The 17,660-nt window shown below is 69.1% G+C and carries 12 protein-coding genes, 1 pseudogene and 1 riboswitch; of the genes and pseudogenes, 5 read left to right on the forward strand and 8 right to left on the reverse strand.

Annotated features, from left to right (window positions below; all coding sequences use genetic code 11):
- The first annotated feature begins 59 nt into the window (after positions 1-59).
- The 4 genes from CEP50_RS02280 (at position 60) to CEP50_RS02295 (ending at position 7,175) form a co-directional block, all read left to right on the forward strand.
- Positions 60-1,079, forward strand: a complete 1,020-nt coding sequence (locus CEP50_RS02280; RefSeq protein WP_106112290.1) for an SDR family oxidoreductase — start codon at positions 60-62, stop codon at positions 1,077-1,079.
- 198 nt (positions 1,080-1,277) lie between these two features.
- Positions 1,278-3,071 carry a thiamine pyrophosphate-requiring protein gene (locus CEP50_RS02285; RefSeq protein WP_106112291.1) on the forward strand — a complete coding sequence of 598 codons (1,794 nt, stop codon included), beginning with the start codon at positions 1,278-1,280 and terminating at the stop codon, positions 3,069-3,071.
- Positions 3,072-3,076: 5 nt separating this feature from the next.
- Entirely contained in the window at positions 3,077-4,201 is a 1,125-nt protein-coding gene (locus tag CEP50_RS02290) for an enolase C-terminal domain-like protein (protein ID WP_106112292.1), read from the forward strand.
- A gap of 43 nt (positions 4,202-4,244) precedes the next feature.
- Positions 4,245-7,175 (forward strand): FAD-binding and (Fe-S)-binding domain-containing protein, encoded by a 2,931-nt coding sequence (locus CEP50_RS02295; protein ID WP_106112293.1) that lies wholly within the window; start codon positions 4,245-4,247, stop codon positions 7,173-7,175.
- Positions 7,176-7,313: 138 nt separating this feature from the next.
- On the opposite strand, the gene CEP50_RS02300 is transcribed toward CEP50_RS02295, so the two are convergent.
- The 6 genes and pseudogenes from CEP50_RS02300 to CEP50_RS02325 all read right to left on the reverse strand — a co-directional run bounded on the left by CEP50_RS02300 (position 7,314) and on the right by CEP50_RS02325 (position 13,538).
- Positions 7,314-8,060 (reverse strand): (2Fe-2S)-binding protein, encoded by a 747-nt coding sequence (locus CEP50_RS02300; RefSeq protein ID WP_106112213.1) that lies wholly within the window; start codon positions 8,058-8,060, stop codon positions 7,314-7,316.
- Positions 8,061-8,111: 51 nt separating this feature from the next.
- Positions 8,112-8,810, reverse strand: a pseudogene (locus tag CEP50_RS02305) (ABC transporter ATP-binding protein); the annotation flags it as partial.
- An 83-nt stretch (positions 8,811-8,893) separates the two neighbouring features.
- Positions 8,894-9,913, reverse strand: coding sequence for a FecCD family ABC transporter permease (locus CEP50_RS02310; RefSeq protein ID WP_106112215.1), 1,020 nt, complete (start codon positions 9,911-9,913; stop codon positions 8,894-8,896).
- Positions 9,914-10,035: 122 nt separating this feature from the next.
- The gene (locus CEP50_RS02315) at positions 10,036-11,073 is read right to left on the reverse strand and encodes an ABC transporter substrate-binding protein (protein WP_258174686.1); all 1,038 of its coding nucleotides are present in this window, start codon (positions 11,071-11,073) and stop codon (positions 10,036-10,038) included.
- A gap of 20 nt (positions 11,074-11,093) precedes the next feature.
- Positions 11,094-11,266, reverse strand: a riboswitch (cobalamin riboswitch).
- Positions 11,267-11,430: 164 nt separating this feature from the next.
- Positions 11,431-12,051 carry a CHAP domain-containing protein gene (locus CEP50_RS02320; protein ID WP_258174688.1) on the reverse strand — a complete coding sequence of 207 codons (621 nt, stop codon included), beginning with the start codon at positions 12,049-12,051 and terminating at the stop codon, positions 11,431-11,433.
- Positions 12,052-12,308: 257 nt separating this feature from the next.
- On the reverse strand, positions 12,309-13,538 hold the full coding sequence (locus CEP50_RS02325) for a glycosyltransferase family 87 protein (protein WP_258174690.1): 1,230 nt from the start codon (positions 13,536-13,538) through the stop codon (positions 12,309-12,311).
- 347 nt (positions 13,539-13,885) lie between these two features.
- Here CEP50_RS02325 and htpG point away from each other — a divergent pair, with 347 nt between their 5' ends.
- Positions 13,886-15,796, forward strand: a complete 1,911-nt coding sequence (gene htpG, locus CEP50_RS02330; protein WP_106112217.1) for a molecular chaperone HtpG — start codon at positions 13,886-13,888, stop codon at positions 15,794-15,796.
- A 120-nt stretch (positions 15,797-15,916) separates the two neighbouring features.
- On the opposite strand, the gene CEP50_RS02335 is transcribed toward htpG, so the two are convergent.
- The gene (locus CEP50_RS02335) at positions 15,917-17,230 is read right to left on the reverse strand and encodes an NAD(P)/FAD-dependent oxidoreductase (protein ID WP_106112218.1); all 1,314 of its coding nucleotides are present in this window, start codon (positions 17,228-17,230) and stop codon (positions 15,917-15,919) included.
- Position 17,231: 1 nt separating this feature from the next.
- On the reverse strand, positions 17,232-17,621 hold the full coding sequence (locus tag CEP50_RS02340) for an NAD(P)-binding domain-containing protein (protein WP_258174728.1): 390 nt from the start codon (positions 17,619-17,621) through the stop codon (positions 17,232-17,234).
- Positions 17,622-17,660: the final 39 nt, after the last annotated feature.

Raw genomic sequence — 17,660 nt, forward strand, 5'->3', positions numbered from 1 at the left:
CCGCGGACAAGGGGCGTGCGCCGGGGTCGGCGCGCGCTGTCAGGAAGGTGGGGGTGCCGGTGCGAGCCGCAGCACGGTCCCGGGTTGTCGTGGTCACGGGAGCGAGCGGTGGTGTGGGGCGGGCAGTGGCTCGCGCCTACGCCCGACGGGCCAGGGCGGTGGCCCTGTTGGCTCGGGGGAGTGCCGGGCTGAAGGCAGCGGCCGAGGAGGTGCGTGCCGCCGGCTGCGAGCCGTTGCCGCTGGAGGTCGATGTCGCCGACGACGGGCAGGTCACCGACGCCACCGAGCAGGTCGAGCGGTTGCTGGGGCCGATCGACGTCTGGGTGAACGCGGCGTTCACCTCGGTGTTCGCACCGTTTTCCGAGGTCGGCCCGAAGGAATTCCGTCGTGTCGTGGAGGTGGACCTCCTCGGTTTCGTGCACGGGACGAAAGCGGCACTGGAGCGGATGCGTCCCCGTGACCGGGGCGCGATCGTGCAGGTGGGTTCGGCGTTGGCCTATCGGGGAGTGCCGTTGCAGTCGGCCTACTGTGCCTCCAAACACGCCATCCAGGGATTCCACGAGTCGCTGCGGTGCGAACTGCTGCACGAGGGCAGCGGTGTTCGAACGACGATGGTGCAGCTTCCCGCCGTCAACACACCGCAGTTCTCGTGGGTGCTGTCCCGCCTGCCGAAACACCCGCAGCCGCTGCCGCCGATCTTCCAACCCGAGGTGGCCGCGCGGGCCGTGGTGTACGCCGCGGAGCATCCACACCGTCGCGAGTACTGGTGCGGGGGCAGCACGGTGGCCACGCTGATCGCCAACGCTCTCGCACCGGGCCTGCTGGATCGGTACCTGGCGCGCAACGGTGTCGCGGCCCAACAGAACGAGGAGGTGTCCGATCCGGACCGGGCGGCGAACCTGTGGGCCCCCGCCGACGGTTCCTCGGGACACGACTACGGAGCGCACGGTGTGTTCGACGAATCGTCCGAGGTCCGGAGTGGACAGTGGTGGGCTTCCCGGCACCACGGAACCCTGGCGACGGTCCTCGGGGCGGCCGGAGCGGTGGGCCTGCTGGTGTCGCGGGCACGGCGGCGCTGAACGTGCTCGACCAGTCTCGCACTCCTGGCCGACGACGACTCACTGCTCGGGCGTGGCCTCGTCGGCCGAGGTGGGCCGGTCGCGTTTAGGCGTGAGGCGTTCACGGGTACGACACCGTCGAAGACTGGCCGTCCGGACGCGTGCGCGAAGCGCTCGACAGCCACGGACGAACGCGCTGTGAAGGAACGGAGCGTCACGATGGCCGAGTTGGTGTCGGATTACGTGTTGCGCCGGTTGCGCGAGTGGGGCGTGGACAAGGTGTTCTCCTACGCCGGGGACGGGATCAACGGGATTCTGGCCGCCTGGCAGCGAGCCGGTAACGAACCCCGCTTCATCCAGGCGCGCCACGAGGAACTGGCGGCCTTCGAAACCGTGGGGTACGCGAAGTTCTCGGGTCGGGTGGGGGTGTGCATGGCCACCGGTGGGCCTGGGGCTGTGCACCTGCTCAACGGGCTGTACGACGCGAAGATGGACCACGTGCCCGTGGTGGCCATCGTCGGCCAGCAGGGCAGCACCTCGCTGGGCGGGGCCTACCAGCAGGAGATCGACCTGAACTCGCTGTACAAGGACGTGGCCAGCGAGTACGTGCAGTTCGTTTCCACCCCCCAGCAGTTGCCGAACGCCTTGGACCGGGCGATGCGCACCTCGATGGCCAAGCGCACGCTCACCGCGTTGATCATTCCGGGGGACGTGCAGGAGGCCGAGTACTCTCCGCCGACGCACGCGTTCAAGATGGTGCCCTCCAGCCTGGGGATCTCGGGCTCGACGGTGGTCCCGGACCGGGAGGCCCTGGAGCACGCAGCGGAGGTCCTCAACTCCGGACAGCGTGTGGCGATGATGGTCGGTCAGGGCGCTCGCGGCGCTGCCGAGGAGGTCCAGCAGGTCGCCGACGTGCTCGGGGCCGGTGTCGCGAAGGCCCTGCTGGGCAAGGACGTGCTCAGCGACGAGCTACCGTACGTGACGGGTGTGTCCGGTCTGATGGGCACGCGCCCCTCGTGGGAGCTGATGCGCGACTGCGACACGCTGCTGATGATCGGCGCGAGTTTCCCCTACAGCCAGTTCCTGCCGGAGTTCGACCAGGCTCGCGCGGTGCAGATCGACATCGATCCGACGTTGATCGGAATGCGGTACCCGTTCGAGGTCAACCTGCTCGGCGACGCCAAGGCCACCCTGTCGCAGCTGCTGCCGTTGCTGCAGCGCAAGGAGGACCGCACCTGGCGTCGGCAGGTCGAGGAGACCGTGAGCGGCTGGTGGGACGTCATGGAGCGCCGTGCCCACGTCTCGGCCGACCCGATCAATCCCGAGCGGGTCTTCCACGAGCTGTCTCCGATGCTGCCGGACAATGCGATCCTGACCACCGACGCCGGTTCGGCGGCGAACTGGTACGGCAGACACCTGCGCGTCCGCGGCGACATCCGTGGCTCGCTGTCGGGCACGTTGGCCACGATGGGGCCTGGCATGCCGTATGCGACCGGCGCGAAGTTCGCCCATCCGGACCGGCCGGTGTTCGCCCTGGTCGGGGACGGTGCCATGCAGATGAACGGCATCAACGAGCTGATCACCATGGCGCACTACTGGCCGGAGTGGTCCGACCCGCGCGTGGTGGTCGCCGTGCTCAACAACAGCGACCTCAACCAGGTCACCTGGGAAATGCGGGCGATGAGCGGAGCGCCGCAGTTCCTGCCCTCGCAGGAGCTGCCGGAGTTTCCGTACGCCGCCTACGCCGAGTCTCTCGGACTGCGGGGGATCAAGGTGGACGATCCCGACGACATCACCGGTTCGTGGCAGCAGGCGCTGCGGGCCGACCGTCCATGCCTGGTCGAGTTCGTCACCGATCCGGCCGTGCCGCCGATTCCGCCCGAGGCCAACTGGGAGCAGATGGAAAGCACCGTTTCCGCACTGCTCAGGGGAGACCCCGACGCCTGGTCGGTCGTCAAGGCGGGTACCAAGGCCAAGGTGCAGGAGTTCGTCCCGGGCCGGACGAAGCGGTGACGGGGATGCCGGTGAGCGCCCCGTCGTCCGGCGGCTCGGAGGTCACCGAGGTCCGGGCCCGGGCCTACCGCGTTCCGACCGAGACGCCGGAGTCCGACGGGACCCTGGCGTGGTCGGTCACGACGATCGTGGTCGTCGAGGTTCGGGCCGACGACAGCACCGGTCTGGGCTATACCTACGCGCACCCGGCGTGTGTCGAGGTGATCGAGACCGTGCTGGCCTCGACGGTGCTGGGCCGCGACGTGCTCGACGTGCCCGCCGCCTGGCAGGCGATGCGGCGGGCGGTCCGCAACGACGGGCGGCCGGGGCTGGTCTCGTGCGCGATGTCCGCGGTGGAGATCGCCCTGTGGGACGCGGCGGCCCGTCTGTGCGGGCTGGCACTGAGCCGGTTGCTCGGCCGCGCGCACGAGAGCGTCGCCGTCTACGGCAGCGGCGGGTTCATCACCTACGACGACGATCAGCTGCGTCAGCAGCTGGAGCGGTGGGTCGGTGACCGGACCCTGTCGTCGGTCAAGATCAAGGTCGGGGAGGGGCGGGGGAGTAATCCCGAACGGGACCTCGCGCGTACGGCGTTCGCGCGCGAGGTGGTCGGGGACGGGGTGCGGCTGTTCGTCGACGCCAACGGTGCGTACTCGGCCGCTCAGGCGGTGCGGGTGGGCAGGCGTCTGGACGGCATGGGCGTCGTGTGGTTCGAGGAACCGGTTTCCAGTGACGATCTGTCCGGGTTGCGGCGCGTGCTGGAGGCCACGGAGGCCGACGTGACCGCGGGCGAGTACGGCTTTGACCTGCCCTACTTCGCCACGATGCTGGAGGCCCGCGCCGTGGACTGCCTACAGGTCGACCTCACCCGGTGCGGTGGGATCGGGGAGTGGCACCGCGCGGCGGCGCTGGCGGCGGCCCGCGGCATCGAGATCTCCGGGCACTGCGCCCAGAACGTGACGGCCCACGCCGCCGTGGCGACGCAGAACGTCCGGCACCTGGAGTGGTTCCGGGACCACGAGCGCATCGAGGTGATGCTCTTCGACGGCGTGCTCGAGCCGACCGGTGGGGAGGTGCGGCCCGATCCCTCGGTTCCCGGGCACGGCATGACGCTGAAGGAGGCCGACGCCGAGCCCTACCGCGTGCGGTGAGGCGTCTCGGCGCTCGGCCGGGAAGAGGAGCGTGGGAGGCGAGATGACGGCGACCGGCCTGCCGGGGGTGGCCAGAGTGGACACCGAGGCGTTGCGCGGCGAGCTGGCTGCCGCGGTGCACGGGGAGGTTCGCTTCGACGCCGGTACTCGCGGTGCCTACGCCACCGACGGGTCGAACCACCGCCAAGTCCCCCTCGGTGTCGTCGTGCCGTACACGGTCGAGGCCGGAGTCGAAGCGGTGCGGGTCTGCCACGAGCACGGAGCACCGCTGCTGTCGCGGGGCGGGGGCACGAGCCTGGGCGGACAGGCCACGAACACCGCCGTGATCATCGACTGGACCAAGTACTGTCACGCGCTCGTTTCCGTCGACCCACAACGGCGTAGGTGCGTGGTCGAGCCGGGCATCGTGCTGGACGCCCTCAACGCCGAGCTCGCCGGGCACGATCTCGTGTTCGGTCCGTTCCCGTCCACGCACAGCCACTGCGCGCTGGGCGGCATGATCGGGAACAACGCCTGCGGCGGCAGCGCCCAGATGTACGGCAAGACCGTCGACAACGTGCGCAGCCTGGAGATCCTCACCTACGACGGGACGCGCTGCTGGGTCGGGCCGATCACCGAGGCCGAACTGGAGGAGGTGATCGCCGAGGGCGGTCGCAGGGGCGAGATTCACCGGAGGCTGCGCGGGATCCGGGACCGCTACCGGGAACGGATCCGGCGGGGCTACCCCGACATCCCGCGACGGGTGTCGGGGTACAACCTCGACGCCCTGGTGCACGAGGACGGCCTCGACCCGGCCGAACTGCTGGTGGGAAGTGAGGGCACGCTCGTCACGGTGCTGCACGCCGAGCTCGAACTCGTCCCCACTGTGGCCCGCAAGTCGATGGTGGTGCTCGGCTACGAGGACGTGGCCGCCGCGGCCGACGACGTCCCCCGGCTGTTGGAGCACTGCACTCCGTTGCAGTTGGAAGCGCTCGGCGGCGAGCTGGTGCACTTCCTGCGTGAGGAACGGATGTATCTGGACTCGGTGGCGTTGCTGCCCGAGGGGGCGAGCTGGCTGTTCGTCCAGTTCGGGGGTGATTCGGCCGCCGAGGCCGACGAGCAGGTGCACCGCCTGCTCGACGGTCTGGGCAAGTCCTCGCAGGAGGCGGACGTGGCCGTGTCCGACGATCCGGAGCGCGAGCAGCAGATGCTCAAGGCGCGCGAGGCCGGGCTCGGAGCGACCGCCGATCCGCCGGACATGCCCGAGAGCTGGCCGGGCTGGGAGGATTCGGCGGTTCCTCCGGAGAGGCTGGGGGACTACCTGCGGGACCTGCTGGCGCTGTTCGCCGAGTTCGGCTACGAGCGTCCCGCCCTGTACGGACACTTCGGGCACGGCTGCGTGCACGTCAGGATCCCGTTCCGACTCAAGAGCGGCCCTGGTGTGGCGACGTTCCGGAGTTTCGTGCGGCGTGCCGCCGACCTCGTCGTCTCCCACGGGGGTTCGCTGTCCGGCGAGCACGGGGACGGGCAGGCCCGCGGTGAACTGCTCGTTCGCATGTTCGGTGAGGAACTCGTGCGGGCCTTCGGCGAGGTCAAGGAGGTCTTCGACCCCGACAACCGGATGAACCCCGGCAAGGTCGTGGCGCCGTACCGGGTGGACGAACAGCTGCGACTGGGACCGGACTACCGCCCCGAACATCCGAACACCTACCTGGGTTTCCCCGATGACGGAGGGAGTTTCCACCAGGGCGTCATGCGGTGCGTGGGAATCGGCAACTGCCGCAGCACCAGCGGGGGCGTCATGTGTCCGTCGTACCGGGCGACCGGTGAGGAGGAGCACTCCACGCGCGGACGCGCCCGGCTGCTGTTCGAGATGATGCGGGGCCACGCCGACACCCCGATCACCGACGGGTGGCGCTCGGAGGCCGTGAAGGAGTCGTTGGACCTGTGCCTGGCCTGCAAGGGGTGCAAGTCGGACTGCCCGACCGGTGTGGACATGGCCATGTACAAGGCCGAGTTCCTCGCCCAGCACTACCGCAACCGGGTGCGTCCCACCTCGCACTACTCGTTGGGCTGGCTTCCGGCGCTGGCCCAGGGCGCTCGGCTGGCTCCTCGTCTGGTCAACGCGGCGCTGCACACACCCGGGCTGGCCGAGGTGGGGAAGCGCGTCGCCGGCGTCACTCCCGAACGGGAGGTGCCTCGGTTCGCCCCGCGGAGTTTCCGGCAGCAGTGGCATGGGCAGGCCCGGCGCGAACCGCACCCCGGCGACCGCGACGCCGTGGTGGTGTGGCCGGACACGTTCACCAATCACTTCGAACCGAGGGTCGCCCGCGCCACGGTCGAGGTGCTGGAGAACGCCGGGTTCCGGGTGGCCGTCCCGGAGCGGCCGGTGTGCTGCGGACTGACCCTGATCTCCACCGGTCAGCTGCGGTCGGCGCGTCGCGTGCTGCGCCGGACGTTGCGGGTGTTGCGCCCCTGGATCGAGGCGGGCACCCCGGTGGTCGGGATGGAACCCTCCTGCCTGGCGGTGTTCCGCTCGGACATCCGCGAGCTGTTTCCCCATGACGAGGACGCCGAGCGGCTGCGCGGCCAGTTCCTCACCGTGGCCGAGGCACTGACCCGCTATGCCCCTGTCGACTGGCGTCCACCGTGGTACGGGGCCGAGGCCGTCGTGCAGCCACACTGCCACCAACACGCGGTTCTGGGCTTCGGAGCGGACAGGACGGTGTTGCACGAGGCGGGGGTGAACGCGGAGGTTCTCGACTCGGGATGCTGCGGGCTGGCCGGCAACTTCGGGTTCGAGCGCGGACACTACGACGTGTCGATGGCCTGTGCCGAGCACGCGTTGCTCCCGGCCGTGCGGCGTGCGGACCCCGCGACGATGGTGCTGGCCGACGGTTTCAGCTGCCGTACCCAGATCGCCCACGGCAGCGACCGCACGGCTGTGCACCTCGCGGAGGTTCTGGCGGGCTGGATCCCGCGGCGGCCCCGGTGAGAGACCCTTGGGTGGGCAGCCGAGGAGAGCAGCCGGTGGGGCGGGTGCGCGCGGGGACAACAGTGTCCGACGAAGGGACGAGCACGGCGTGCTGAGCCCCACGTTGTCGGGCCCCGCGGCACACTCGGATCGGCTCTGTCAGTGCGGGGTGTTCTCGCGGAGCAGGGCGTGTCGTTGTTCGGGAGGGCGGCCGGGGCAGGAGGAGCACTTGTCCTCGCCGGGTGCCCGGTAGAGCAGGCAGCACGAGGTCCGCTTGGTGAACAGCCGCGAGGTCTCCCCGTGGGAGGAGACCTCGGTGTAACGCGGTGTGGGCATCGGAGCGCCCATGGCCGCGACCAGCGGTTCGGCCAGGGCGGTGGCCCGCTCCGGCTCACCTCGTGCGCGTCCTGCCCAGAGCAGGCATCCGGCGACGGCGTCGGTGGCGATCGCCCAGAGGGGACGAGGCCGTATCCGGGCGGTGGCGGCCACCGAGGCGATGCTGCGTTCGAGGGTCCGCCGCAGTGCTTCGGCCAGGGACTCCAGGGCAGAGCCGCCGGTGAGCACGTTCACCGAGGTGACCCCGGACAACCGACTGTCCGGATGCCAGTGCAGCCACAGGTCCTCCAACGCGGGGGACAGCACTTCGCCGGTGACGACGAACGAGGCGATCGACGGCGTGATCAGTTTGCTCGAGGTCGAGAACCACCACAGGGTGGCCAGCACCCGCGCGTCGTCGGTGTCCCAGATCAGGCTGCGCAACCGCATCTGCTCGGTCATCCAGTCGGGATCCTCGACGAGGCGGGCGGGTACCGGCTCGCAGTTCTCGTCGGTGAGCAGCCGGGCGTGCTCGGTGGGGTTCATCCCGTCAAGTGTGCGGGCGAGCAGGTGGTTCGCGTGCGTGCTCATGTCTCTCCTAGAGGAAGACAGGGTGGGGTCCAGGCGGTCGCGGGCAGCGGGTCAGTTCCCGAAGAGCACCGTCGGAGCGCCGGTGCGGGGATGGGTGCCGATCTCGGTGTGCACGCCGTACACCTCGGACAGCAGTGGTTCGGTGAGCACCTCGACGGGAGTTCCGAGCGCCACCACCTCACCCGCGGCGAGCACGCATATCCGGTCGCAGAAGCGGGCGGCCAGGTTCAGGTCGTGCAGCGCGGCGAGGGTCGTCACGTTCAGACGACGCACCAGGGTCAGCACGTCGAACTGGTGACGCATGTCCAGGTGGTTGGTGGGCTCGTCGAGGACCAGCACCCCCGGTTCCTGCGCGAGCGCCCGAGCGATGAGAACCCGCTGCTTCTCACCGCCGGAGAGCCGGTCGAACGGCCGATGGGCCGACTCGGCCATCTCGACCATCTCCAACGAGACGGTCGTGATCCGCTCGTCACCGAGGCGGTCCCCGCCGATTCCCCGCTGGTGCGGAACGCGTCCCATCGCGGCCACGTCGTGGGCGGTCAGTTCGAACTCGGCGGGGAACTCCTGGGGCAGGGCCGCCAGTCGTCGTGCCAGCGAGCGGCGTGACATCCGGAACACGTCCGTCCCGTCGAGCAGCACCCGCCCCCGGCTGGGTCGCAGTTGTCGGTAGGCCGTACGCAGCAGCGTCGACTTTCCGGCGCCGTTGGGGCCGACCACACCGACCATCTCACCCGGCGCGACTGTCAGCGACACCCGCGAGAGAACCTCACGCTCCCCGACGGTGCAGGAGACGTCCCTGATGTCCAGCTCGGCCGCTCGCACTTCGTGGTGACTCATCGGAGTGCCCTTTCCCGACGCGCCTGACGACGCAACAGCCACACGAAGAACGGTCCGCCGCACAGTGCCGTGAGCACCCCGAGCTGGATCTCCTGCGGCGCGGCCACGGTGCGGGCGGCGAGGTCGGCGAGGATCAGGAACGTCGCTCCCAGCAGCGCCGCGGTCGGCAGTACGCGCCGGTGGTCGGCCCCGACCAGCATGCGCACCGCGTGCGGCACCATCAGACCGACGAACCCGATGGAGCCGCTGACCGCCACCATCACGCCGGTCATCAGCGACACCAGCACGAACATGCCGGTGCGGAAACGGTGCACGTCCAGCCCCAGGGTTCCGGCCGACTCCTCGCCGGCGACCAGCAGGTTCAGCCAGCGCGCCTGCCACAGCAGGACGGCCAGACCGATCAGCACCACGGTCGCCGGGACCGGAAGGGTCCGCCACTCCGCACCGGCGACGCTGCCCAGGGTCCAGAACCGGATGGATGTCAGCAGGTGTGGATCGGCGGCGGTGCTCAGCAACAGGTCGGCCAGTGCGGACAGCACGTAGGACACCGCCACACCGGCGAGCACGAGGCGGGTGGTGGTCATGCGTCCCCCCGAGCTGGCCAGCGCGTAGACCGCGACCAGGGTGACCATCGAACCGGCGAACGCGGCCACCATCGGTGTGGCGAGTGTCCCGAGAACCATGGCTCCGGAGACCAGCACCGCCACAGCGCCCAGGGAGGCTCCCGAGGAGATCCCGAGCAGGTAGGGGTCGGCGAGCGGGTTGCGGACCAGTGCCTGCAGGGCGGTCCCGACGGCGGACAGGCCGGCGCCGACGATCCCGGCGAGCAGCACCCGAGGTAGCCGCACGTCCAGCACGATCGTGTCGTAGGTGGCCGGCCAGCCGGGATCGACCCACCCCGGAAACACCTGGTGCACCAGGACGGCGGCCACGTCCGTCGGGGGAAGCGAGACCGAACCGACGGCGAGGCTGACCACCACGGCCACCGCCAACGCGCCGCCGAGCAGAGCCAGCACCGCCGGGTAGGGGATCCGACGCCCGCGCGGCGAAACGCGTTCCGGAGCCGGAGGGCCGGGTTCCTGTGGCGGGCTCGTCTTCGCCGGTGCGGTGCTTGCTGAACTTCTCACGCCGCCACCGCTCACCGGAACCTCCCCGGATGCAGCTGCTCACTCAGCTCGGCCACGGCGCGGGGGACGCGCACTCCGGTCACCGCCGAGGAGAGCGGCAGCACCGCGAACCGCCGGTGCTCGACGGCCGGGACGTCCGCCAGCGCGGGCTTGTTCAGCAGTGCGTTCCTCTTCTGCTCGACCGTGGTCGAACCGTAGTCCAGGATCACGATCCGCTCGGGACGCTGCCGGATCACCTGTTCCCAGGAAACGTCGAAGAAGCTCTCGCGCTGGTCGGCGAAGATGTTGCGACCACCGGACATCCGCACGATCGCGTTGGCGATCCCGTCACCACCCGTGGTGGTGGCCGACTTCGTGCCACTGTCGTAGACGAACACGCTCACCGGCTGCACGTCGCCCAGCCGGCGCTGGACCTGCGACAACGTATCGGTCATACGGTCGATGAGCTTCTCGGCCCGTTGCGGCACGCCGAAGATCTTCGCCACCGTCCGGATCTCCTCGTGGACCTCGGACATGCCCACCGGTTCGTCGGTGCAGTTGGCGATGTTCAGGTGCGTGTTGATGCCCGCCTCGCGCAGTCGTTGGCGCGAGCGTCCGTCCTGCTGGCTGAAGGCGGAGGAGTAGCCGCCGTAGACGAAGTCGGGGGCCTTCTTCAGCAACGCCTCGTAGGAGGGGTAGCGCTCGGCCAGCACCGGGATCCGGCGGTACTGCTCGCGGTACTCCGGGAGGATGCGGTCGTCCAGGTAGGCGGTGCCCACCATGTGGTCCTCCAGCCCGAGAGCGAGCATGATCTCGGTGGTGTGCTGGTTCAGCGTCACCGCGCGTTGCGGAGGGCGCTGGTAGGTGGTGCTCACCCCGCAGTTGGTGACCGTGACGGGAAAGCCGGGTGGGGTTTTCTCCCGGTCACCGCCGGTCGTTCGCGCGCCGGTGGTGCCGCATCCGGCGACCAGCGCGGTGAGCGTCACCGCGGTGAGCACCGTGACAACGCGTCGTGGCCGGTCGCGTCCGGCGCGGGTCCGGGCGGCGACACGTCTCGCCGGGTGGTGCATCTGTCCTCAATCCCTCGTCGAGCGATACCTGCGCCGCAGCCGGTCTCCTGGCTTCCGGATCCTCGTGTCCACGCTGCCTTCCCGGCGCTTCGGCCAGTGGCGTCGTCGGTGCGGGGACACTCCCCGGTCACAGTGGCGAGGACCACGCCGGACTCTCACCGGCTTCCCGAGCACTGCGGCGAGCAACGAAGCTACACGGTCGAAGCGTGGTGGTGGACCTTCGGATGACATACCCCACTCGCTCGCTCGTGCCGTGGTTCGTGCCGGAGCCGGTCGGTGGTGGCGCTCGAGGAACGGCGGGGGAGTCAGCCTGGGGTGAGGAGGGAGCGGTGGTGTTCGACCGAGTCCCGCTCCTGGTCACCAGGGGTGTACGCCGCCGTAGAAGGTGTTCGCGTCGAGTCGGTGCGTCCTGCGCAGGACCCTGTCCGGGTTGTCGCCGGTGTTGCCCTCGATCAGGGTGACGCTGTCACCCCGGATCTTCTCGACCACGCCGATGTGGCGGCTGGAGGCGGGAGTCCGCGGGCCGGTGCCGAACAGCAGCACGTCGCCCGGTCGGGCTTGCTCCAGCCGCGCGCTGTCGTAGGCCGTGCCCCGGCTCCGCCCGGTGGTGTAGACGTCGCCGGTGAAGGCGAACTCCTCGGTCTCGACGTCCACGCCCGCCCGCTCCCAGGTCGACATGGCGAACAGCGCACACCAGGGCACGCACTGTTCGGAGTAGGCGTGGCAGTTCCTCCCGACCTCCTCGGTGCCGAGCTCCGTCCGTGCCGCCGTGACGATCTCCTCCTGCACGGTTCCGGGAGCGGCCGTGATCACCGGTGCTCTCGTGCCGTCCGAGGGGGCCTCGGTCGGGGAGGGCGTGAGCACGGCAACCGTGGTCGCGACCGCCACCGCCAGGATCGTCAGCACGCCCAGCACGGTGGCGCTCCGGCGGAACCGGTGTGCGGCCGGTTCTCCGCTCCGATCACCACGCCGAGTCACCGTCGGGCTCCTCACGCTTGGTGCTGACGGGGTCACCCACCCGGCATACCCAGCTTCCCGGTGGTGGTAAGCATCCAGCGCCCCGGAGAGACGGGGTTCTGTGAGTGTTCGTGTCCTGTCGCAGGGCGGTCAGACCCGGAACACGTGCGCCTCCGAGAGCGGCAGCGCTGGCGAAGGGGGTCGCCGGCCCTCTTCACCGTGTCCATCAGGACAGCCGGACCTGCGAGGGCGCACCCGAAGCGGCGGGTGCGCCCCAGCTAGGGACTCGAGAGCGTTCCGGACGGGCGGGTGCGGTTCGCCTGCCACCCCGTCAGCAGCAACAGGGCCGCCGCGAGAACGACATAGGCGTTGCCGACGAGTTGCTGCGGCACCCACAGCAGCGTGGGGACGTCGTCGTTGGCCAGCACCTGGAACGGTATCTTCCTGCCGGCGACGACGATCAGCACAACGAGTACGAACCGGCTGACGCTGTGGGTTCGCACCGCCGAGTCGAGCAGGAGCAGCAGGCCGGGAACGACCCACACCCAGTGACTCGACCAGGTCGTCGGCGAGGCCAGCAGCGCGAACACGCCGGTCAGCGTCATCGCCACCGGTGGGTCGACCCGGCTGATCGTGCGCGCGAGCACGAGGGCCAGCGCCAGGCACACACCCGCCCAGATCCCGTACTGCACCGCCGGCTGCAATTCCCAACGAGCGAGTGCACCCAGGATCGACTGGTTGGGGTCGGCCGCGTGTCCCATCACGGAGCTGGCCGGACCGTACCGGAACCAGTAGTCCACCGAGGCCTCGAAGTCGAGGAGGAACCCGAGCAGCGTGCACGCCACCGCGGTGACCGTGCAGACCACCGTGGCCCGGAAGTCCCTGCGGAACAGGAAGAACACCAGGAAGGCCGCGGGCACGAGTTTGACGGCCGCGGCGATCCCCACCAGCAGTCCGCGCGGCCAGCGCGGATTCCGCACGAGGCAGTCCGCGGCGATCAGCCCCATCAGCGCCAGGTTGACCTGTCCCTGGAAGAAACACGCGTGGACGGGTTCCAGCCACAGGGGGAGCGGGAGTGCGAGGGCAGCCACGGCCAGCGCGCCGCGGGGTCCCACACCGGGCCAGCGGTGCCGCACGACCAGGTAGAGCGTCATGACTATGGCCGTCAGGTCAACGGCCCACATCAGGAACGATCCCACCGTGATCGGTGGTAGGGCGAACACGCTCAGCGGCAACAGCGCGAACGGGGGATACACCCAGGGCAACATGTTGCCGCCCCGCAGTGGTGCCCAGTTCTCGACGACGTTGCCGCCGTCCAACCAGGTGTGCACGGCCCAGTGGTAGACCTCGAAATCGCCCCGGAGGTAGAAATTCCCGTATTCCCCGTGAAAGAGGGCGGGCAGGAGCACGGACCATATCGAGAAGGCCAGCAGCGGAACCGAGGCCATGATGAGGACACGTGGGTACCGTGTCACCAGAGAGTGCAGCCGTTCCTCCAGGAAGCCCATCGAGGTCGGGCTTTCGGGAACGACCGATGGCGTCGTGGAAGTGTGCTTCGAAGATGCCACTCCGACATTCGATCACAGTGTTCCCGGCGGGAAACCGAAGGTGGTCCGAAACCGGGCACGGTGTCCTTCGGCCGAGTGGAAACGCCCACGCGAACGACCGAGCCTTCCCGCCCCTGGTCGGAGTGATCCGCTGGTTCCGCCGCTGCTCGGGCGCCCGGCGCGGGGCTGAGGTCACAGGAGCCGTGGCGGGATGAGTGTCACCCCCGCAGGGGTCCTATGATCCTGGTCGTACTGGTGTCGTCGTTCGGGACGACGCGTGGGAACCGTGATTTCGGGAAAGGGGATCAGTGAGTACGCAGGCGGAAACGTTCGAATTTCAGGCGGAATCCCGCAGATTGTTGCAGTTGATGGTCCACGCCATCTACTCGAACAAGGACACGTTCCTGCGCGAGCTCGTTTCCAACGCCTCGGACGCGCTCGACAAGCTACGACTGGAGTCCTTCCGGGACAAGGACCTGGAGGTGGACACCTCCGATCTGCACATTCTGATCGAAACCGACAGGCAGAACCGCACGCTGACGGTGCGCGACAACGGTATCGGGATGTCGCGTGACGAGGTCCAGGAGCTCATCGGCACGATCGCGAAGTCGGGCACGGCCGAGCTGTTGCAGCAGTTGAAGGAGACCAACGACGGCGCGGCCGCCCGGGAACTCATCGGCCAGTTCGGGCTCGGCTTCTACGCCAGTTTCATGGTCGCCGACAGGGTGACCCTGTTGACCCGCCGGGCCGGGGAGAACACCGGCACCCGATGGGAGTCGACCGGTGAGGGCACCTACACCCTCGAGACGGTCGACGAGGCCCCGCAGGGTACGGCGGTGACGCTGCACCTGAAGGCCGAGGACCAGGAAGACAGCCTGCTCGACTACACCGACAGCGCGACGATCACCGACATCGTCAAGCGCTACTCCGACTTCATCTCCTGGCCCATCCGAATGGAGGTCGAGCACACCGACTCCGAGGGCGGGACCACGCGGCAGCTCGAGACGATCAACTCGATGAAGGCGCTCTGGGCACGTCCCAAGGAGGAGGTGGCCGAGCAGGAGTACCACGAGTTCTACAAGCACATCAGCCACGACTGGAACACCCCGCTCGAGACGATCCACCTGCGGGCCGAGGGCACGATCGAGTACCAGGCGCTGCTGTTCGTCCCCTCGGTCGCTCCCTTCGACCTGTTCACCCGGGACCACAAGCGCGGCGTCCAGCTCTACGTCAAGCGCGTGTTCATCATGGACGACTGCGAGGAGCTCCTGCCGGAGTACCTGCGCTTCGTCAAGGGCGTGGTGGACGCGCAGGACCTCTCGCTCAACGTCTCGCGGGAGATCCTGCAGCAGGACCGTCAGATCCAGATGATGCGCAGGCGCCTGGTCAAGAAGGTCCTGTCCACGGTCAAGGACATGATGAGCCAGGACCCGGACCGCTACGCGAAGTTCTGGGACCAGTTCGGCCAGGTCGTCAAGGAGGGGCTGCTCAACGACGTCGACAACCGCGACCAGATCCTGGAGATCGCCTCCTTCGAGTCCACCCACGATCCGGAGAACAGGACGACGCTGCGTGAGTACGTCGAGCGGATGAAGGAGGGCCAGGACAGCATCTACTACATCACCGGCAGTTCGCGGTCCAAGGTCGAGAACTCCCCGCACATCGAGGCCTTCCGGGACAAGGGTGTGGAGGTGCTGCTGCTGACCGACCCGGTCGACGAGATGTGGGTGGAGTCGGTCCCCGAGTTCGACGGCACGCCGTTCCGGTCGATCGCCAAGGGGCAGGTCGATCTCGACGAGAAGGACGAGGACGGCGAGGACGGCGAGCGGGCACAGCGGGAACAGGAGTTCTCCGGGGTGCTGTCCTGGATGACGACCAAGCTCGCCGACGACGTGAAGGAAGTGCGGCTGTCCTCGCGGTTGAGCACCTCACCGGCCTGTGTGGTCAGCGACAGCAACGACATGGGGCCGACCCTGGAGAAGATGTACCGCGCCATGGGCCACGAGCTGCCGCCGGTGAAACGCATCCTCGAGGTCAATCCCGACCACCCCCTCGTGCGAGGGATGCGCGAGTCCTACGAGAAGAACGGCCAGAGCCAGGAGCTGGAGGAGACGGCCGAACTCCTCCACGGCATGGCCCTGCTGGCCGAGGGCGGTGAGCTCCGGGAGCCGGCGCAGTTCACCAGCCTGCTGGCCAACAGGCTTGCCCGGACGCTGTGATCACTTCCGCTCCGTCGGGGTCGGAAAGCGACCGCTCTCCGGCCCCGACGAGCAAGGAGCCGCTGCACCCGAGAGGTGGATCCGGCCCCGGTGCGGACCTCGTGCGCCCACCGGGTGGTTTCAGTTCGTGAGCCGACTCAGTCGGTCCGAGATCCGGTCGAGTGCCCACGCGGCCCGCAGCGTCAGAGCGTTGGAGACGGGGGTGGGTGGGAACCAGGAGCGCCGCCGCCATACGGCATCGAGGTCCTCGTGGCACCTCTCGTCCGCCATCCGGTCCGCCAGCAGCGTGCCGAGATAAGGTGCCTGGGCGAGGCCGTGACCGTTGTAGCCGCCCGCGTAGAAGACGTTCTCCGCAGCCTTCCCGGCGACCGGAAGCCAGGGTGGTGTCATCGCGACCCATCCTCCCCACGCCCGTTGCGCTGCGACGTCACGAAGTGAGGGGAAGTGGTCGCGGAAACCGCGAAGCAGGTCCGCCACGACCGCCTGGTCCGGTTTGCAGCAGGGGTCCAGATGTCCCCGTCCCTTCCGTAGCCTGCGAACACCGGTGATGATCGTGCTGCGTCGGGTGAGGCGATAGTTCTGCATGAGGTTGTGCTGGGTGATGATGCCCGCACGGCTCGTCCACCCCACTGCTTCCAGGCGTTCGGGGTCGATCGGTTCGGTTTCGACCTCGCTGACCAGGACCGGTGCGGCCATCCGCTTCGGCGTGATCGCGAGCTCGCGCGAGTAGGCGTTGGTGGCGAGCAGTACCCGCCCGGCACGGACACGCCCGTTCCGCGTGCTGACGACCGCTCCCGTGCTGTCGGGCTCCACCGCTCGGACCGGGCTCCGCTCGAACACGTGCGCGCCCGATCCGAGAAGTGCCTCGCGAAGGCCGAGTGCGAACTTTCCGGTGTTCAGGTGCCCGCCGGAGCGTTCGAAGCTGCCACCGAGGAACGCTTCCGGCAGACCGAGCTCGCGGCCCGTGCCGAACTCGACGTCCGCTCCCATGTCCCGGAGGATCCGCGTGTTTCGTTGCGCCTTCCGAAGCTGTCCTTGGGAGACGGCCGCGGCGACGTTGCCGGTCGGCTCGTACTCGCAGTCGATGCCGAGCCGTTCGATCAACTTCTCGGTGAAGTCGACCGCGGCCTCGCCGAAGCGCACGACCCCGCGCAGACGGCGCGGGTGCATCATGTACAGGATCTGCGGGTCCCCCGCGGGTGCCCCGGTCAACTGTCCGGCGTTGCGCGAGCTCGCCCCGCAGCAGCAGAACCCGGCCTCGAGCAGGACCACCTCGGCTCCTCGCTCGGCCAGCCGCAGTGCTGCCGCCATGCCGGTGTAGCCACCACCGACGACGGCGACGTCGCAGGTGATCTCGTCCTCCAGCGCGGGGCGGGCTTCGGCGAGAGGCTCGACCCAGCCGTACTCGGAACGCGGGACTTCACAGGTGGTCATCTCAGGACTCCTCGGAGTTGGTGCCGGCGACGTCGGTCTGGGCGGAGATTCCGGGCGATCCCAGACCGGCTTTCTCGGCTGCTCGGAGGTTCTCGGTGGCCGCCGTCAGCAGGCGGGCGCGCTGGCCCGAGGAGCGCAGGACGGCCGGGGCCGCGCCGGCCGCTTCGGCGTAGGTTCGCATGGTTGCCTGGTCTGTCGAGCGCAGGGGGCTGATGCCCTTGCCGGCGAGTGCCTGCGCCCGCTCGGGAGTGCGGTTCCGGACCGCCACCGAGCGGCCGTTGTCGGCCAACGTCCGCGCGAGAGCGGTGCCCATCAGTCCGCAGCCGAGGACGACGACGTCGTGGGCGTGCCGCGGCGCCGTGCGAGCGGCGAAGCGAAGTGTCGATCCGATTTCAAATCGAGTTCGAGTTTATGGGGGTGTTGACGGGAT

The sequence above is a fragment of the Actinopolyspora mortivallis genome, assembly GCF_003001495.1.
Taxonomy (GTDB): Bacteria; Actinomycetota; Actinomycetes; order Mycobacteriales; family Pseudonocardiaceae; genus Actinopolyspora; species Actinopolyspora mortivallis_A.

Bases quoted from the DNA above. Each gene is read 5' to 3' on its own strand.
- CEP50_RS02285 (WP_106112291.1), top strand. From the start codon at position 1,278: ATGGCCGAGTTGGTGTCGGATTACGTGTTGCGCCGGTTGCGCGAGTGG.
- CEP50_RS02290 (WP_106112292.1), top strand. From the start codon at position 3,077: ATGCCGGTGAGCGCCCCGTCGTCCGGCGGCTCGGAGGTCACCGAGGTC.
- CEP50_RS02295 (WP_106112293.1), top strand. From the start codon at position 4,245: ATGACGGCGACCGGCCTGCCGGGGGTGGCCAGAGTGGACACCGAGGCG.
- CEP50_RS02300 (WP_106112213.1), bottom strand. From the start codon at position 8,060: ATGAGCACGCACGCGAACCACCTGCTCGCCCGCACACTTGACGGGATG.
- CEP50_RS02315 (WP_258174686.1), bottom strand. From the start codon at position 11,073: ATGCACCACCCGGCGAGACGTGTCGCCGCCCGGACCCGCGCCGGACGC.
- CEP50_RS02325 (WP_258174690.1), bottom strand. From the start codon at position 13,538: ATGGGCTTCCTGGAGGAACGGCTGCACTCTCTGGTGACACGGTACCCA.
- CEP50_RS02335 (WP_106112218.1), bottom strand. From the start codon at position 17,230: ATGACCACCTGTGAAGTCCCGCGTTCCGAGTACGGCTGGGTCGAGCCT.